Annotated in this window: 18 protein-coding genes; 11 read left to right on the top strand and 7 right to left on the bottom strand. The window is 50.6% G+C overall.

Annotation, left to right across the window (positions count from 1 at the left end; translation table 11 throughout):
• Positions 1-141: 141 nt before the first annotated feature.
• Entirely contained in the window at positions 142-1,110 is a 969-nt protein-coding gene (locus KKH67_11275) for an ROK family protein (GenBank protein MBU1319760.1), read from the bottom strand.
• Positions 1,111-1,304: 194 nt separating this feature from the next.
• On the opposite strand from KKH67_11275, the gene KKH67_11270 reads away from it, so the two are divergent.
• The 4 genes from KKH67_11270 (at position 1,305) to KKH67_11255 (ending at position 3,459) form a co-directional block, all read left to right on the top strand.
• Positions 1,305-1,628, top strand: coding sequence for a metalloregulator ArsR/SmtB family transcription factor (locus tag KKH67_11270; GenBank protein MBU1319759.1), 324 nt, complete (start codon positions 1,305-1,307; stop codon positions 1,626-1,628).
• 112 nt (positions 1,629-1,740) lie between these two features.
• Complete coding sequence (locus KKH67_11265; GenBank protein ID MBU1319758.1) at positions 1,741-2,607, top strand: TPM domain-containing protein; 867 nt, start codon at positions 1,741-1,743, stop codon at positions 2,605-2,607.
• Between the two features lies 1 nt (position 2,608).
• Entirely contained in the window at positions 2,609-3,010 is a 402-nt protein-coding gene (locus KKH67_11260) for a TPM domain-containing protein (protein MBU1319757.1), read from the top strand.
• 74 nt (positions 3,011-3,084) lie between these two features.
• Positions 3,085-3,459, top strand: a complete 375-nt coding sequence (locus KKH67_11255) for a hypothetical protein (protein ID MBU1319756.1) — start codon at positions 3,085-3,087, stop codon at positions 3,457-3,459.
• 148 nt (positions 3,460-3,607) lie between these two features.
• On the opposite strand, the gene KKH67_11250 is transcribed toward KKH67_11255, so the two are convergent.
• The 6 genes from KKH67_11250 to prfB all read right to left on the bottom strand — a co-directional run bounded on the left by KKH67_11250 (position 3,608) and on the right by prfB (position 9,703).
• Positions 3,608-4,831, bottom strand: coding sequence for an aminotransferase class I/II-fold pyridoxal phosphate-dependent enzyme (locus KKH67_11250; protein MBU1319755.1), 1,224 nt, complete (start codon positions 4,829-4,831; stop codon positions 3,608-3,610).
• Positions 4,832-4,992: 161 nt separating this feature from the next.
• The gene (locus KKH67_11245; protein MBU1319754.1) at positions 4,993-5,520 is read right to left on the bottom strand and encodes a hypothetical protein; all 528 of its coding nucleotides are present in this window, start codon (positions 5,518-5,520) and stop codon (positions 4,993-4,995) included.
• A 321-nt stretch (positions 5,521-5,841) separates the two neighbouring features.
• Positions 5,842-7,215: an FAD-binding protein gene (locus KKH67_11240; GenBank protein MBU1319753.1), complete on the bottom strand. Its 1,374-nt coding sequence runs from the start codon at positions 7,213-7,215 to the stop codon at positions 5,842-5,844.
• Positions 7,216-7,236: 21 nt separating this feature from the next.
• On the bottom strand, positions 7,237-7,506 hold the full coding sequence (locus KKH67_11235) for an FmdB family transcriptional regulator (GenBank protein MBU1319752.1): 270 nt from the start codon (positions 7,504-7,506) through the stop codon (positions 7,237-7,239).
• 101 nt (positions 7,507-7,607) lie between these two features.
• Positions 7,608-8,603 carry a phosphate acetyltransferase gene (pta, locus tag KKH67_11230; GenBank protein MBU1319751.1) on the bottom strand — a complete coding sequence of 332 codons (996 nt, stop codon included), beginning with the start codon at positions 8,601-8,603 and terminating at the stop codon, positions 7,608-7,610.
• 17 nt (positions 8,604-8,620) lie between these two features.
• Positions 8,621-9,703, bottom strand: a complete 1,083-nt coding sequence (gene prfB, locus KKH67_11225) for a peptide chain release factor 2 (protein ID MBU1319750.1) — start codon at positions 9,701-9,703, stop codon at positions 8,621-8,623.
• Positions 9,704-10,242: 539 nt separating this feature from the next.
• Here prfB and KKH67_11220 point away from each other — a divergent pair.
• From KKH67_11220 to KKH67_11190, 7 genes are all read left to right on the top strand, one after another.
• Entirely contained in the window at positions 10,243-10,920 is a 678-nt protein-coding gene (locus KKH67_11220) for an outer membrane beta-barrel protein (GenBank protein MBU1319749.1), read from the top strand.
• Positions 10,921-10,952: 32 nt separating this feature from the next.
• Positions 10,953-11,750, top strand: coding sequence for an undecaprenyl-diphosphate phosphatase (locus tag KKH67_11215; GenBank protein ID MBU1319748.1), 798 nt, complete (start codon positions 10,953-10,955; stop codon positions 11,748-11,750).
• Complete coding sequence (locus tag KKH67_11210; protein MBU1319747.1) at positions 11,747-12,769, top strand: glycosyltransferase family 9 protein; 1,023 nt, start codon at positions 11,747-11,749, stop codon at positions 12,767-12,769. Before KKH67_11215 ends, KKH67_11210 begins: the two co-directional genes overlap by 4 nt.
• Positions 12,762-13,346 (top strand): HAD-IIIA family hydrolase, encoded by a 585-nt coding sequence (locus tag KKH67_11205; protein ID MBU1319746.1) that lies wholly within the window; start codon positions 12,762-12,764, stop codon positions 13,344-13,346. The genes KKH67_11210 and KKH67_11205 overlap by 8 nt, the downstream gene beginning before the upstream one ends.
• A 251-nt stretch (positions 13,347-13,597) precedes the next feature.
• Positions 13,598-14,587, top strand: a complete 990-nt coding sequence (gene amrS, locus KKH67_11200) for an AmmeMemoRadiSam system radical SAM enzyme (GenBank protein MBU1319745.1) — start codon at positions 13,598-13,600, stop codon at positions 14,585-14,587.
• A 31-nt stretch (positions 14,588-14,618) separates the two neighbouring features.
• Positions 14,619-14,822: a hypothetical protein gene (locus KKH67_11195; GenBank protein ID MBU1319744.1), complete on the top strand. Its 204-nt coding sequence runs from the start codon at positions 14,619-14,621 to the stop codon at positions 14,820-14,822.
• A 264-nt stretch (positions 14,823-15,086) separates the two neighbouring features.
• Positions 15,087-16,520 (top strand): tetratricopeptide repeat protein, encoded by a 1,434-nt coding sequence (locus tag KKH67_11190; GenBank protein MBU1319743.1) that lies wholly within the window; start codon positions 15,087-15,089, stop codon positions 16,518-16,520.
• Positions 16,521-16,593: the final 73 nt, after the last annotated feature.

Raw genomic sequence — 16,593 nt, 5'->3', positions numbered from 1 at the left:
AGGATTGGCAAGCGTCCGGAAACCTGGCATTCTATGGGTTCCACAGGCGCAGCAATCGGCATAACACATTGGAGTTCAATGCGTGCAAGCTGAAACTCTGGCTAGTATATATGTGGCGTTATATTGACGTGTATGCATATATCATATCTGCTCGCCAAGCAGGGCGGCTCCGATGAATCCCGCCTTGTTGCCCAGCACCGCTCTTTCGACCCGTAGATTTCTGGCGCATGGTTCTATCGCCCGATCGAGAATCCCGCGCCTGACAATTTCGATATATTTGCTGCCACCCGCATCCGCAATCCCACCTCCGATTACAACCATCTCAGGGTTGAGAATTGTGACAATCGATGCTAACCCTGCCGCGAGGTAATCGGCCGACTTCCTGACTGCCGCCTCGGCGATTGGATCGGCACCCTCATTAAGGGCCTCGAAAATCGTCTCAATTGTGAGATTACCGATTTGCCGCAGTTCCGCCGCCAATATCGACTTTTCCCGGGCGTCCCGTGTCATACTCTCGGCGATCCTGATGAGATTCCCGGAGGCGGCGTATGCTTCCAGGCAGCCTGGCTTGCCACAGGCACACAGTTGACCATCGAGCACAATAGAGGCGTGACCGAATTCGGCTGCAGCGCCGGTAGCCCCGCGCACCAATTTGCTGTCTATGATTATACCCCCGCCGATGCCTGTCCCGACAGTAGCGGCGATTACCGAGCTGGTTCCCACAGCGGCTCCGAAAAGGTACTCCGCCAGCACCATTGCGTTGGCGTCGTTTTCCGCATGGATGGGCAGGCCGAGTTCGGATTCGAGATATTGACCTGGGCGGCATCCTTTCCATCCCGGGATATTCGGCGCCATGCCTGAGATTTCCCCGGTGGAGATGTCGACCGTTCCGGGAGTTCCCAGCCCAATGTGCCGCACGACCAAGCTCTTCTCGGAGGCTATCGAGAGTAGTTCGCGAGCGCAGTCTCTGATTCTCCGCAGGAGTTTCTCCGGGCCCTCTCCTGCTCTTGCGGGAGCTGTACTGAAGGCAAGAATCGATCCATCCTCAGCGCAAAGTCCATACTTGATGTTTGTGCCGCCAAGGTCTATGCCGGCGAATGCCTGATCCATGAGCTTGCCTTTCCCGGTAATGATGACGCGCCTAATTATGATCCCGTGGGTAGAATTGTCAAATCAAAACTTTCTGACCACGCGGAAATGAGCTGTTGCGATCCCGGAGTACATCAAAAACTCTTGCCAATTGCCCTGCGAAAATGCTTCTTGTGAATTGGAGGATATGTCGGCACGACATGGCAGGGAGAGTGATGGCGAGCAGAGTCACAAAAGATCAGAGCGATTCCGAGAAATGCGCAAGTGTGTTTCGTGCTCTGTCTGACGAGACGCGCCTGAGGATCCTTTTGATGCTGGAGGCTCGCCCTCGATCAGTAAATGAAATTGTCGATTTTTTCCTTCTCACTCAGCCGACAATATCCCGACACCTCTTCGTGCTTAAGAAGGCGGGGCTGGTAAATGTTGAGCGTCAGGGGCAGAAAAAGATATACTCTCTTAACGAATCTGCACTCAGAAACGATGCCTTCGACTACTTCCTGCAGTTCCACTGCTGTTCTTCCAGCAAGCGGAGAAAGTAACCGCTTGGCAATTTCTCTCCACAGGTGATTAATAATGACCGTCATTCCCTGTCTTTTTGTCTTGAAGATGCAGTCGTGCAGTGGTATAATCATCGGATAACGGGAGGCCTTCTTGAAGATTCTCGGGTTCGCATTTTGCATTGCTTGGCTGCTCGCGAGCCAGTCAGCTATCGCCGCGTATGACGGCCCGCTGGTGGTTGACGATGCGAACTTCCTTGACGGCGCCCAGCTTCTTGAGCTGACCTATGAAGTCAAGGCTGTCAATAGCAGCAATGACTTCTTTCTGGTCATTCTAACCACACCGTCACTCGACGGCCAGAAAATCGAGACATTTTCGAGGGCTATTCTCCAGGTCTGGAATATCGGTCACGAGGGTCGCAAGGATGGGATTCTGTTGCTGGTTGTGAAACAGGACACGACATTTCACTTCCAGGCGGGTACGGATGTAGAGAATCTACTCAGCGATGCGCATTTCGGTTATATCATAGATCTCATACTCAAGCCTGCTTTTGAGCGCAGAGACTTTCTGAACGGTCTGGTGCAGGCTGTGCGAACCCTGCCTACCGAAATAGAGAAACCGAATCGCCTCTTGTACCTGTGGCTTATACCGATTGCAATAGTGATGGTAATCCTTTATTCAAACACGCTCAATCGCAGACGACGTGCTTGTCCGCACTGCAAAGCGAGAGTCTCGCCTGTGGCGATACGATGTCCGAAATGCCTCGGAGATATCAGGTCGCTCCGTGATGATCCCTGCCCGTGCGGCTCTAAGAAATCATACGGGCACTGCTGTCTGGAAAAACACATCGAGGGACGCTGTTCGCATCGAATTCAATTCCTCAGGTATATCGACATTCGATTCCTGAAGTCGCGTTCGACTGGATTCGGCGGATTCACCGCAGGTGGAACGTGCGAACTACCGGCCTCGAAGCCGGAATCGAAAGACTTCGACGGAACCGGTGTTGTGGGAGGTTGGTGATTTGGAGCAGCTTTTTGCGGGAGATGATCTATCTGATATCGCCGGAATGGTGAAGCGATTTGAGCAGATGACAGGCTGCGAAATTGTTGTGCGCATCACGAACGACAAGATTATGCCGGAAAAAGCAGCAAGGGCAGAGTTCGTCAAGCTTGGTTTGGACAAAGCTGCCAACGGCGCTGGAATACTGCTCTATGTGAATCTCTTCCAGCACAAACTAATCCTCCTCGCGGGCGCGGGCATAACAGAGAAGCTTGGCGAAACATGGTTACAGCAACAGATCGACAGGCTGAGCGACAGATTCAGAAAATATCAATTCGGTTTCGGTATTCACGATACAGTCTCACGCATGGCCATAGACCTGAAGGAGCACTTCCCGCCATCAGACAAGGATGTTTCGCAGTAAGGCGTTTTATGTCGGGGTATGCCCATACCATTGAACAGTGAACGGTATGCACAAGAAGAAGGGTGGGCACCGCAATGACTAATGAAATACTACTCTATATTGGATCGACGATCATCATTCTCTGGGGGATCGGTCACCTTGTCCCGACGAAATCTATCGTCAGAGGATTCGGTGAATTAAGCGGCGACAACCGGAAAATTATCACAATGGAATGGATCGCCGAAGGTTATACCCTCTGCTTCATCGGTGTACTCGTCATGATACTCTCACTGACTTTCGGCACCGACAATCCGGCTGCAATACTTGCGTACAGGTTGTGCGGACTGATGCTTATTGTTCTCGCCGCGCTATCGATGTTCACTGGCGCGAGAACTTCGATTCTGCCGATGAAGCTCTGCCCGGCAGTGAAGATGGCAGCGGCGATTCTGTTCTTTATTGGTAGTCTGTAGGCAATGCGCGAATTGAGATCGCCACGTCGCTCCGCTCCTCGCGATGACGGATTTTGCAATGCGCATGGCTTATCAACAAGCCCCCCATGGGAATGACTTGCCGTCTGGGTACCGTTTGTCAACGGTTTGACAGTGATCTGCGATACGTCTACGCTGTCACGTTCTCATGATCGGCGACGTACTTCTTGAAGAAATCCGCCATGCTTGAGTACGCCTTCTTGAGGATATCCTCCGGCGGCAGGAACACCACCCGAAAATGCCTCGAGTCGGGCACCTGACCGAATCCGCTACCCGGAACAACAACAACGCCGGTCTCTTTGATCAGCTCTTTTACGAAGTGTTCGTCACTCTGATCGATATAGATCCTCGGGAAGGCATAAAACGCGCCTTCCGGCTTGACGCACGACATTCCCGGAATGTCGTTGAGCATGTCGGTCGTGATATCACGGCGGCGGCGCAGCTTATCGCGGACGATATCGAGATGCGACTGGTCACCTTCAAGAGCCGGCTTGATAGCATACTGTATGGGATGATTTGCGCAGAGTCTTGCCCGCAGAATCTTGTTGATCGCTTCGATGTAGTCCTTCATCACCGCACCATCACCACTCACAATCCCCCATCCGATTCTGAGTCCAGGTCCGAGATACGATTTCGAAAGGCCATTGAACGTGATGCAGGACACGTTCCTGTCGAGCGATGCCAGTGAGATATGCTTCTTGTCGTTGAGGATTAGTTTATCGTAAATCTCATCGCAAAAAATCACGAGATTGTGTTCTTTCACCAGCTTGATCAACCCACGCATCGTCTCCTCGCTGCAAACCGAACCGGTGGGGTTATTCGGATTGATCATCACAATCGCGCGTGTACGGCTGTTAATTTTGCTTGATATGTCGTCGAGATCAGGCTGCCAATCGTCATCTTCGTTCAAATAGTAAGCATTCTCGACCACTTTCAGCTTTGCCAACACGGCCTGATATAGAGGATAGCCGGGCGCTGGGGTCATGACATTGTCGCCCTCGTCAGCGAGAGCTGTCAGGCAGATTTCGATGGCTTCACTCGCCCCGGTTGTGACAAACAGGTCGAGAATATTGTCGATTCCCTTGCGGCGCGCTTCGCAATCGATTGCGTCGACTGCCTCCTGAATTCCGGATGACGGCGAGTAGCCATTGAAATTCGAGGTCAGTGCGCGGTGGATTGCTTCAACCATGTGCGGTGGAGTTACGAAATCATATTGGTTTGGATCGCCTATATTGAGGTACAGCATTTCCTTGCGTGTCTTCGCAACCTCTTTGGCAAGCACGACTATATCGCGAACCGCATATCTGATATCAGCTGTTCGGCTGGCCGGTTTTATACTTGACATCTTAGCCATCGTTTACTCCGGTTCAAGGTTCATCACAATCCGGATCGACCGCCAAATTACGGCGGTGTGTTCTCAGCAGGGCAAGAAAGCAGGATTTGATTGCGCCGTCAACCGTTTTCGCAGACTCTGCTGTTTGAATCGAAATAGCAGGAATCGTTTCGGACTGCGATCTATCCGATCATCGAATCGAGCGCTCGCGCGAATTCTTCCGGCTTCTGCGAGCCGATCATCAGTTTCTTGCCTGTGCGGAATATGAAGTAGATGCCTTTGTTGCCGCTGACGTTGTATGCCCATCCGCTCGGCCCGATCCGAATCCCCCATCCGCCGAAATCGCGAATTGGCCGGTAGGTCATGATGTTGTACTCCTCGATTTCGTCAAAGCGGAAGCGTTTGAAGCTGAAATGAAAAGGAATGAACCGCACATAGAGACCATCAGAACGCACCTCCGTGATCAGCCTCGTGGTGCGAAAGAGGACATACAGGGCAACGCCAAGTAGAATGTAAATCGGCCCGAGTATCAGCAGCAGTCTGTCCGACATCGGATTTGTACCCCATGGTTCTCCGAGCAAAAGCTGCTTGTACATGCCATAACCGAATATGCCTATCAATAGAATAGATGAGACAGTAATCAGTATCCATAGCCACGGCTGGTGAAACCGCTGCTCTTCTTTGAACGTAGCTGTACGATCAGTGCTCATGCGTCAACCTCAGAGACCGGCGTGAGTCTGTCTCGACACATCCATCTGTCCCCGTGTATATTACAGCCGAAAACAGGCCTAATTCAACATAAAAACGACGAGCTAAACCGATGGCGCCGAAATCAGCCGGAACGCGAGTTACGAGCCAACTTACATTTTTTTTGCCAACATAGTCACGAAAAGGCGAACTTCTCCAAAAACCGGGCGTATACAAAAGCAGAGTACATTATTCATCTGCTTCAAAGACATAATCTTCTATTTTTCCTCAGCGGCCGAATTAATCGGCCGCTTCCTCTTTTAATAGACGTTGTGACATTGCCTTCAGATAATTTTGCCGGGATTGATAATTCCCCTGGGATCGAATGACTGCTTGATGATTCTCAGCAGTTCTATGCCATCATCACCAAGCTCTTCCGACAGGTATTTCTTCTTGGTGAAGCCGATACCATGCTCGCCCGAGATTGTCCCGCCCAGTGCCAGAGTTGCGCGAAGAAGCTGTGCTTTTGCAGCCTCAATCGCCGAGCGAACCTCATCTGTCAATTCGGGAATGATGAAGCACACGTGAAGATTGCCATCTCCGGCGTGGCCGAAAGATCCGGTCTGCAAACCGTGCTTCGAGCCGATAGACTGAATCTCGGCCACCAGGTCGGCGAATTTCGAGATCGGTACGCAGACATCCTCGGATGTTTTCACCTTGGAGAGCGCTTTCACGACAGTGGACAGCTCTCGACGAATCTGCCAGAGGCTCTCGCGTTCGTTGTCATCGGTAGCCTGCCTCTGGATAATCGGATTGAATCGCCGTACCAGTGGCATCAGCGCTGCAACGTCTCGGCTCACATCATCGTCAGAACCGTCAAGTTCTATCAGCAGCATCGCGGTGGAATTCTGCATATCAGCCAGCTTCAGATGGGCAACAACGGGACCTATGGCGCCACGATCCATGAACTCCATCGCACATGGCAATATTCCCGATCGTCGAATCTCGGACACCGCTCTGGCAGCGTCGACTTCGTCTCTGAATGTATACAGGAATGTCATCCGCGATTCAGGCATCGGCAGGAGTCTTAATTGCGTGCTTGTCACAATTCCAAGCGTGCCCTCGGAACCAGTCAGAAGCGAAGTGAGATCGAGAGACTCAGATGTATCACTCATCGAGCCGGTGCGATGGATATTGCCCTCATAATCGACGTACTCCAATCCGAGAACATAATCCTTGGTAACACCATACTTGAGACAGCGAAGCCCACCGGCGCATTCTGCGAGGTTTCCGCCGAGTGTCGATTCTTTGTGCGACGCCGGATCGGGAGGATAGAATAGACCGTGCCTGTTCGCCGCCTGATCGAGATCGTACGTGATCACCCCGGTTTCTACAGTGGCAGATCGATTCTGAGCATTGATCTCAAGAATACGATTCAACTTTTCAAGCGAGACTACGACGCCCCCGTGAGTTGCCACCGCTCCGCCGGAGAATCCGGTCCCGGCACCGCGCGCTATGATTGAAAATGAATGTTCGGTTGCAAGCTGAACAAGTCTTGATACTTGCGAACTTGATCTGGGGAAAATGACAAGATCGGGAGTGTGATCGATCTCGGTGGCATCGTGCAGGTACTCGCCGAAGTCGTCGCTGTCAGAGTGCAATACGGCATCCGGAAATCCATCCTCCAGAATCCGAATGACATCACGATCAAGCGGCATATACTCTCCACAACGGGACTGTTACTTTTTGCTCTTTGAGTCTCCCGATTTAGGCGGCGTTGTGGACGATGTGGGGGCATTGTCCGCCCGAGCGGCCTTCTTGTAGCCTTCGGACCTGTAATCAGTGATATAGAATCCGGAGCCCTTGAATAGAAGCCCACCGCCGCCCGAAATCAGGCGCTCGATCAAGCCGCCACATTTTGGGCATTTTGTCAGGGCAGGATCAGCAATGCTCTGAAATTCCTCAAACTCGTAGGCGCAGGTTCTGCAGCGGTATTCATAAGTTGGCATATCAGTTTTCTCCGTCCAAATCAACACATATGTAATAGCACTCCGGCGGAGTAAGTTCCTCCAAAAAACAGCAGCCCAAGTCGGGATGACTCTCGCTCAAACTACAGCGTGCTCATTATCATCGCAATAGCTGTCACGTTTACGATATCTTCGGGTGAGCAGCCCCGCGAAAGGTCGTTCGCAGGCTTGGCAAGACCCTGAATGATCGGCCCGATAGCCTCAGCCTTTGCAAGGCGCTGCACTATCTTGTATGCGATGTTGCCTGCGTCGAGGTCAGGGAAAATCAGCACATTTGCCTTCCCTTCGACCGGTGAGCCGGGCGCTTTTGAGTTGGCGATCTTCGGTATTATAGCAGCATCGACCTGCAATTCGCCGTCAATCACCAGATTCGGATCGATCTCCTTGGCGATTCGGAGTCCCTCTCGCACTTTGGTCACATCTGCATGTTCCGCTGATCCTTTGGTAGAGAACGACAGCATCGCGACTTTTGGATCTTCCCCGACGAGGACCTTCATCGTGCGAGCAGTGGAAACAGCGACCGAACCGAGTTGAGCCGCAGACGGATTGGGGATCACTGCGCCATCAGCAAACAGAAAGACCTTATCGGTTTCACCCATGAACTCAGGCACGACCATCATGAAGCATGACGAAACCGATCTGATGCCTTCAGCCAGGCCTATCACCTGAATTCCCGCCCTGAGAACATCGCCGGTAGTGTGAACCGAGCCTGCCACCGAACCATCAGCCTCGCCTCGCTTCACCATCATGGCGCCAAAATAAAGCACCTGCTTCATTTGTTCTTTGGCCTGTTCGAGTGTGGTCCCTTTCGCCTTGCGCATATCGCAGAACTGCTCCGCATAATCATTAAGCTTATCAGAACTGCCCGGATCGATCACATTAACCTGATTCAAATTGAGACCATACTGCTTCGCGAGGGCTGCAACCTTCGATTCGCCTCCGAGCAGGGTCACTTTCGCGATTCCACTCTCGACAATCATCTTAGCCGCCTGCACTACTCGGGGCTCTTCACCCTCCGGCAGGACGACGTGTTTGTTCAAAGCTCGCGCCTTATTCTGAAGTTCTTCCAGGATGCTCATTATTCCTCCGCTTGCACTTACTTACTGAACATCAAATATGAGTTAATGAACTCAGAAAGATTCCCATCCATAACTGCGGTGACATTCGAAGTTTCATAATCGGTGCGATGGTCCTTTATCATATTGTAAGGGTGGAATACATACGACCGTATCTGGGAACCCCACTCAATTTTCTTCTTGGTTGCTTCGAGCTTCTGCTTCTTCGCCTCTTCCTTTTCCTTCTCCAACTGATAGAGACGAGCCTTCAACACTTTCATTGCCGACTCACGGTTCTTGAGCTGAGAACGTTCCGATTGGCACTGCACGACAATGCCGGTAGGTTCGTGAGTTATGCGCACCGCCGACGAGACTTTGTTAACGTGCTGCCCACCAGCTCCGGATGCTCTGTAAGTATCGATACGCAAATCGTCAGACTTGATTTCGATGTTGATATCACCTTCAACTTCAGGCAATACGAATACGGAACAGAAGGATGTGTGGCGGCGCTTGTTAGCGTCGAACGGCGAGATCCTTACCAGTCGGTGTACCCCCGATTCCCCTTTGAGATAGCCGTACGCATAATCGCCCTTGATCTCGATAGTGGCCGACTTGACTCCGGCCTCGTCACCGGCTTGAAAGTCGATGGTGTCGGTTTCGAAGCCGTTCTGCTCGGCCCAGCGCATATACATACGCAAAATCATGGACGCCCAGTCCATTGACTCCGTGCCTCCGGCGCCGGGATGTATGGTTAGCAGCGCGGAGCTGGGATCATCAGGATCGGAGAGGTATGTCTTGAACTCGAAAGCGTCAAGCCTCTTGGCAAATTTCTCGGCAGCAGCATCAAATTCCTGCTGGGCTTCAGCAGAATCTTCCTCCTCGACAAGTTCCATCAGGACTTCCATATCCTGCAGTTCTCTATCGAGGCCATCGATCTCTTCCAGGATATTCTTTTCGAGCTTGAGCTGTTTGAGGACTGACTGCGCATTTGAGGAGTCGTTCCAGAAACTCTCGTCGGTGGACTGCTTTTCGAGCTTGGCAATCTTCGACTCGCGCTGCTCTAAGTCAAAGATAACCCCGAATCTGTTCGAGTTTCTGCCTGTATTTCGAAAGATCGTGCTCAGTCTGCTGTGCCATACCGCCTCCAGTTACTTGACTTCGGCAATTAATACCCCCTGACGAAAAGGTCAATAGAAATCTGAGCCGTATCTGAGCGGCCAGCCCAAGTACTGAACGACACTCCGAGCTCAAAAGAACTGGATAAGATCAGGATCAGAATTGTTGATTGTCAGTTCTCATGCAGACGCACAGCCGGGAGATCCCGACGATATTGGGATTCCCAACTGGTAGGAATCTCAACCTCTTTCAGCCCATGCGATTGATCATCGCTATGATTCGAATATCACACAACATCACTATCCCTACTCCCCGTGACAGTTACGCCACAGTTAGTTGTTGACTTTGAAGCTGGGACAACCCATGATGGGCGAACAGGATTTGCGCTGTCAATCGCAACCTTGTACGTGTTGCTGTTTCGATCCAGGCTGAATCGGGTTAGGCAATTATCTTTGGATCAAACAGCTGCCTTACTACGTATGAGTTACAACAACGGTATGGAAGATGGAAAATAGGTTCGAAGCTGGTCAATTCTACGGGAGGTAAGATGAAGAACGGAACTCTTATAGTAATCATCGTGCTATTTGTTTCTATTCAAACCGCATATTGTGGTGAGCAGGATATGAACAGGGCCCTCGCCAACTCGGGAAACCGGTCACTAAACGTCGGCGGCGTTACGGGGCAGATTTCTACAGCGGAGGCGGTTCCTCCCGGTTCAATCGACCTGGGTGCGTACGTCGGAGCTTATGAAGACGCGAATACGATATTTGGCCGTTTCGCGATCGGAATCATGTCTAATGCTGATTTCGAGGTCAAGTCCGGCATACTCGATTCAGAAGGCGGAGATGATCCCAATTTCATGATTGGTGCGGGGATAAAATACCACTTCTACAACAAGGTAACTGGCGCTATGCCGGATATGGCACTCAACTGGGTGGCTGAGATTTACGATATCGGCGAAAATGCCACGCTGTGGCTGGCAGGCATGGGGTTGGTGGCTTCCTATCCGATCAGACTTAAGAACAATTCCAGCATTTCGCCATACGGAAGACTGCAACTGCGCATCGAGGGTGTATCGGACGGGGACGACGATAAATCTGACTTCGACATCGGTCTGAATCTGGGCGGACAGTACAAGCCGGGGGATCGCGTGCAGTTCTACCTGGAATTTCAGTTTGATGACCAGATCGGTCTTATAGCCGGAATCAATTTTGCGGTGTATTGATCGATGCGATACTCACTGGAGCGCCGAATAGAATGACATTTCTCGATGCGCTGCTTCTCGGCCTCGTCCAGGGGCTGAACGAGTTCCTCCCTGTCTCCTCTTCCGGTCATCTGGTACTGGTGGAGCATTTGTTGGGAGTCTCGTCCAATGACATATCATTTGAAGTCGCCACACATTTTGCGACTCTCCTCGCAGTAGTCGCGTTCTTCTTCCCGGTTCTGACGAGGATATTCCTCTCGCCGATCAAGATTATTGTCGGAATTCGCGACGAAATGACCACGCGTGATTTCAGCCAGTTCGTCATCATTTGTATCGCAACAATCCCGGCTATGGTGATAGGGTTGCTTTTCAAAGATCAGATTGAATCAGCCTTCTCGTCTGCCAGGATGGCTTCCGCCATGCTGTTAGTGACATCGGCTATATTGCTTTCGACACTTCTTGCAAAGCCGAAGGGCAAACATGTAACTCTCAAAAGCGGGTTCTTAATCGGCTGCGCGCAAGCGCTGGCGATACTTCCCGGGATCTCGCGATCCGGCAGCACGATTACGGCAGGATTATTCAGTGGTGTCAGCCGTCAGGAAGCATTCAGCTTCTCGTTCATACTCTCGATGCCTGCGATAATAGGTGCAACTCTGCTCACGGGAATCGATGCCATCGAAACAGGGCTCTCTTTTGGAATATCAAGCTATATCATAGCGATGGCGGTTGCGTTTGTATCGGGATACTTCGCCCTGCTCCTGCTGCAAAAGATGGTCATCAGCGGCAAGATATATCTCTTCGGTATCTACACTTTGATCGCCGGAATTCTCGGGATCGTATTCATCAAGTGAAACGTGTGCTCATCATACGGCTATCGCATCTTGGTGATGTGATACTCACTGAACCGGCAGTGAGATCGATAAGAGCTGCGTACCCTGACTCAGTTATAGACTATCTCACACGCGCAGAATATCGCGATGTTGTCAAACTGTTTGCCGGTGTGGACAACATCCACACTCTCGAAATTCCTGGTCGAGATCAATCACTCCTCGGTCTTGCAGCATCTATTAAGCGGCTTTGCAACGAGCGATATGATCTTGTGATCGATCTGCATAACAACATGAGAAGCTGGTGGATTAAATTCCAGCTCAATGCTAACAAGATCGTGACCTACTCCAAGAACTGGCGAGCCAGACAAAGAGCCGTGAAGAAAAAGATTCGCGATGAGCATCGACATACGGTAGATTTGTATCTATCAATACTTGAGAAGATACAGGTGGCTGCGGGCGCGCGGGTTCCGAGACTGGTATTGCCCTACGATGTCGAAAGAAATATAAATCAGTTATTGCAGGATAATGGTCTGGCGCCGCGTGGGTATGCCGTCTTCGCCGTCGGAGCATCTCATCCAACCAAACACTATCCAATACCACAATGGGTCGATATTGCCGAGAGAATTGTCCAGTTGATGAATCTGAGGATAGTCGTCGTCGAGAAAGATGAATTCGAATATCTCAATTTGTTCGACCACCTTGTCAAATCAGGTCAATTGTCTGTCTTAACAGGGCTCGCCATTCAGAGCCTGGCCGGTGTTCTTGCATCTGCCAAGTGTACTGTGTCGAACGATTCGGGCGTGATGCACCTGTCGGCTGCGGTAGGCGCTCCGACTGTCGGTTTGTTCGGACCGACCCACCCCGTTCTTGGATTCTCCCCTCTTGGCGTCAAGTGCAAAGCACTGACGGTCGATGAATACTGCTCGCCATGCTCCAAACATGGCGCAGATGACTGTTTACGGGAAGAGAGATTCTGTTTTACGAAGATGGACGCGGAGTTGATTCTCGACAGCATCAGAGAGGTTACCGGAATTGACTGACGACAATCAGAAAGTGATTCTCCTCGATCGTGACGGAACTCTGATCGAAGAGAAGGATTTTCTCACGGACGTAGACGATATCGAGATATTTCCGCACTCGAGCGAGGCTATCGGGATATTGCGCAAGCTTGGATATGTGATAGTCGTTGTCTCCAATCAATCGGGTGTCGCGCGTGGATACCTAACCGAGCAGCAAGTGATCGAGATAAATGAGGAGATATTTCGTCGCCTCGAAAAACAGGATGCCCGCCCTGACCTATTTTTCTACTGCCCGCACCACCCGGAGGCTACTGTAGCTGAATATCGTGTCGAATGCGACTGCCGCAAGCCAGCACCCGGCATGGTCAGGATGGCTGAAAAACTGCTGAACATTGATATTCGGACCTGCTTTTCAATTGGTGACAAACTCTCTGATGTCCAGCTCTGCCAGAATCTGGGTGGCAAAGGGATTCTCGTCTTAACAGGATACGGCAAGTCCGAATTGGAGAAATCTGAGTCGGCAGGTACTTGGCCTGATTACATTGCCGACAACCTTCTCGATGCTGCCCACTGGATACAGAAAATTCTTGAACACTGAATAGTTTTTGTTGAATCCCCTCTTCCAGACCGTATTCATACCGGCTAATATGGGCTTGTTGAAAAGTCCAAATATGCCCATCGTCGTCATCGCGAGGAGCGAGGCGACGTGGCGATCTCTATGTAAGGCAAAGCTATTGTGAAATGCGGAGATTGCCACGCTTCGTTCGCAATGACGTCATTTAGGGTTTCTCAACAAGCCTTAATATGAATCGATACCGATTGATGTACTGACCGGTGGTCCCGCGTCCGATGAAGCATGATGCACGACATTTTGAGGTTTTGCCCGATGGGCGAGTGCGCTGTCTGCTGTGCCCGGTGAGGTGCAAGATTCGCGACGGCAACGAGGGAATCTGTATGGGAAGAGTCAACGAGAATGGCAAGATGGTCGCCACCAACTACGGCGAAGTCGTTTCGGTCAACATTGATCCTATCGAAAAGAAACCGCTATATCATTTTCATCCGGGCGACCCGATTCTATCGGTAGGGCCGAACGGCTGCAATCTCTCCTGCAAGAATTGTCAGAACTGGTCTATATCGCAGGAGAAGCAAGCGACGTCATACATCCCTCCGGAACAACTTGTAGATATTTCGATAGAGCGACATTCCCCAGGAATCGCATACACATACAGTGAGCCGTTTATCTGGTTCGAGTATCTTTACGATGCAGCAGAAGCAGCTCACAAACGCGGACTCTATAATGTTTGCGTAACGAACGGCTACATCAATCCGGAGCCGTTGGCGGAGCTTTTGCCATATATCGATGCTGTAAATATCGATGTAAAATCGATTCGGCATGAGTTCTACCGGCGAGTTTGCAAAGGGAATCTTGACGTTGTCAAAGGGACAGTTGAAGCTTGTGTTCATGCAGGAATCCATGTCGAAATCACAAATCTACTGATCACAGGATTGAATGATTCCGAAGACGATGTTCGAGATCTGGTGCTGTGGATCGCAGGACTCGGCAGAAGTATTCCATTTCACATATCTCGATATTTCCCAGCCCATGAAATGGATATTGATGCCACACCGATGAAGTCTCTTGAGCAGGCTTATGAAATCGCTCATGAGCAGCTCGATTTCGTATACGTTGGAAATGCGCAGATAGCAGGAACTTCCGACACGGTCTGTCCTGTGTGTGGGAATCTTCTGATATCACGAACCGGATATTCGACGAGTGTCGTTGGATTAAAAGGAAATGAGTGCAACAAATGCAACTCTCATGTCAACATCATCACCTAAAACCATTACTTAAAGAAACGGGGAGGTAAACATGTCCGTTACTGAGAATCTGAAAGAAGATTTGAGGAAGATCATTGGTGGCAGAGTCGAAAGCGCTTTTGAGTTGAAGAACGGCCACGGCTTATTCTTGACTATCCAGACAGACGATAAGTCGATGGCGCTGGTAGTTGAAGAGAATGGATACTCAGAGGGGCAGCGCACTACCGAAGTCTATGTTATAGAATCGTTAGTATAAATTTCCGAGTTACGTAGTTGGGTTCGAGAATCGCCGGATGTAGATCCGGCGATTTTCTGTTGCCAATAGCTGATCTCAAACACAGTATCATTGCGGTTGAGTTATGTCCCTGTGAAATCGACTCTCTATGTCGGGAATTGCTGCACAAACCCGTTTGGAGAAAATTACTTGCCTTGCGTATGCAAGAACCGATATATTGGCAAGCAAATACATGTAATGACTACGATACAGGGGATATTGCGCACCGACTAGGCTATTGATTGAATGTGGAACTACTTTCCATACATAATTGGTTGTTTTGCAGGGGCGTTCGGACTTGCTGCAATCATCGTGGGCAAACGAGCTAAAGGGAAATCGGCGAGACGATGCGTATGGTGGTTAAGCATAATCGGAGCAATATGCACGGTTGTAGCTGCCGTCTGTGTGTATCCATCGGATGAACCTGCGGACCGGATCATTGCCGCTTTCGAGGAAAGCCAGAAGTGCGAAATGGACAGCCTGAAGGAATATATTAGCAAGTCCTTTTCTGATACAGAGTGCGATGAATGTCGAGAGAACGCACGAAGGCAGGCCGAGTGTCTTCAGGGAATTGTTGAAACAACATTAGATAGCGCCATTGTCGCAATAGGTGTTGAGAATTATGGAATGGCACTGACACTGCTCGAAGTAACTCGCGCAGCAGCTTTGAGCGACGCAGAGACTATGGCAGCCGTTCTGTTCTACAGTGGAGCCACTTATCATTCTATGGGAGATTACGCTAGGGCGCTCAGCTGCTACGATTCTGTCTTCGTGTTTGACAGGAATTATCCAAGCCTTTGGACCAACAGAAGCGTCACTCTGAGGAGATTACAGAGGTTCGAGGATGCTGTCGCGAGCTGCGATTCGGTGATTGCACGTAGAAGTGACGACCCCGTAGCTTGGTGCAATCGAGGAACGGCGCTCGACGATCTCGGAAAGTACGCAGAGGCGGTAGCCAGTTACGACAAGGCTATCCACATCGATAGAGAGTATCCAGAAGCGTGGAGCAATAGGGGCGCTGCGCTTGGTTTGCTGGGGCAATTCATGGCAGCGATCGCTAGCTGCGACACTGCCATTGAATTAAGAGAAGGATTTTCTGGTGCATGGCTCAACCGAGGGAGGGCACAGTCCGACATGGGAGATTTGAAGGGTGCTGTGTGTAGTTACGATTCGGCACTTCAGTACAACAGGAAGGCTGAGAAAGTGTGGAACAATCGGGGGGTAACACTCTCCAAGATGGGACGGTACTTGGATGCAGTAGCCAGCCTTGATTCAGCTATTGCACTTCGCCGCGACAATCCTGAGGCTTGGACAAATCGCGGAATAGCTTTGCAGAATCTCAGGAATTACGAGCAAGCTAACGCTTGCCATGATACCGCCATAGCTTACAATAGAGAATTTGCTCTTGCGTGGGCAAATAAAGGAGTAATTCACGAATATCTTGGAGAGTTTGCGACAGCATTGATGTACATCGATAGCGCAATCACGTATAAGAGATGTTTTCCAGGGGCGTGGCACAACCGCTCCATTATCCTAGCCAAAATGGCTTCCTTCGAAGAAGCATCAGCCAGTTGCGATAGCGCACTGAAGTACGTTTCGTGCGTCCGTTGCATGCCCCAATTGTACGATGCTATTAGCTTACAAAAGTTCAAGTTGGCAAATATATTGCATAACAAATGACAGTATTGTGCCACAGGATCGAACTTGAGGCGGCTGGCTAACTGACCGCCCTGCCGCAGACCGATAAAAAAGC

Source organism: Candidatus Zixiibacteriota bacterium, assembly GCA_018820315.1.
GTDB lineage: Bacteria > Zixibacteria > MSB-5A5 > JAABVY01 > JAHJOQ01 > JAHJOQ01.
The sequence above is the reverse complement of the archived record's forward strand: the minus strand, read 5'-3'. Positions and strand labels throughout refer to the sequence as shown.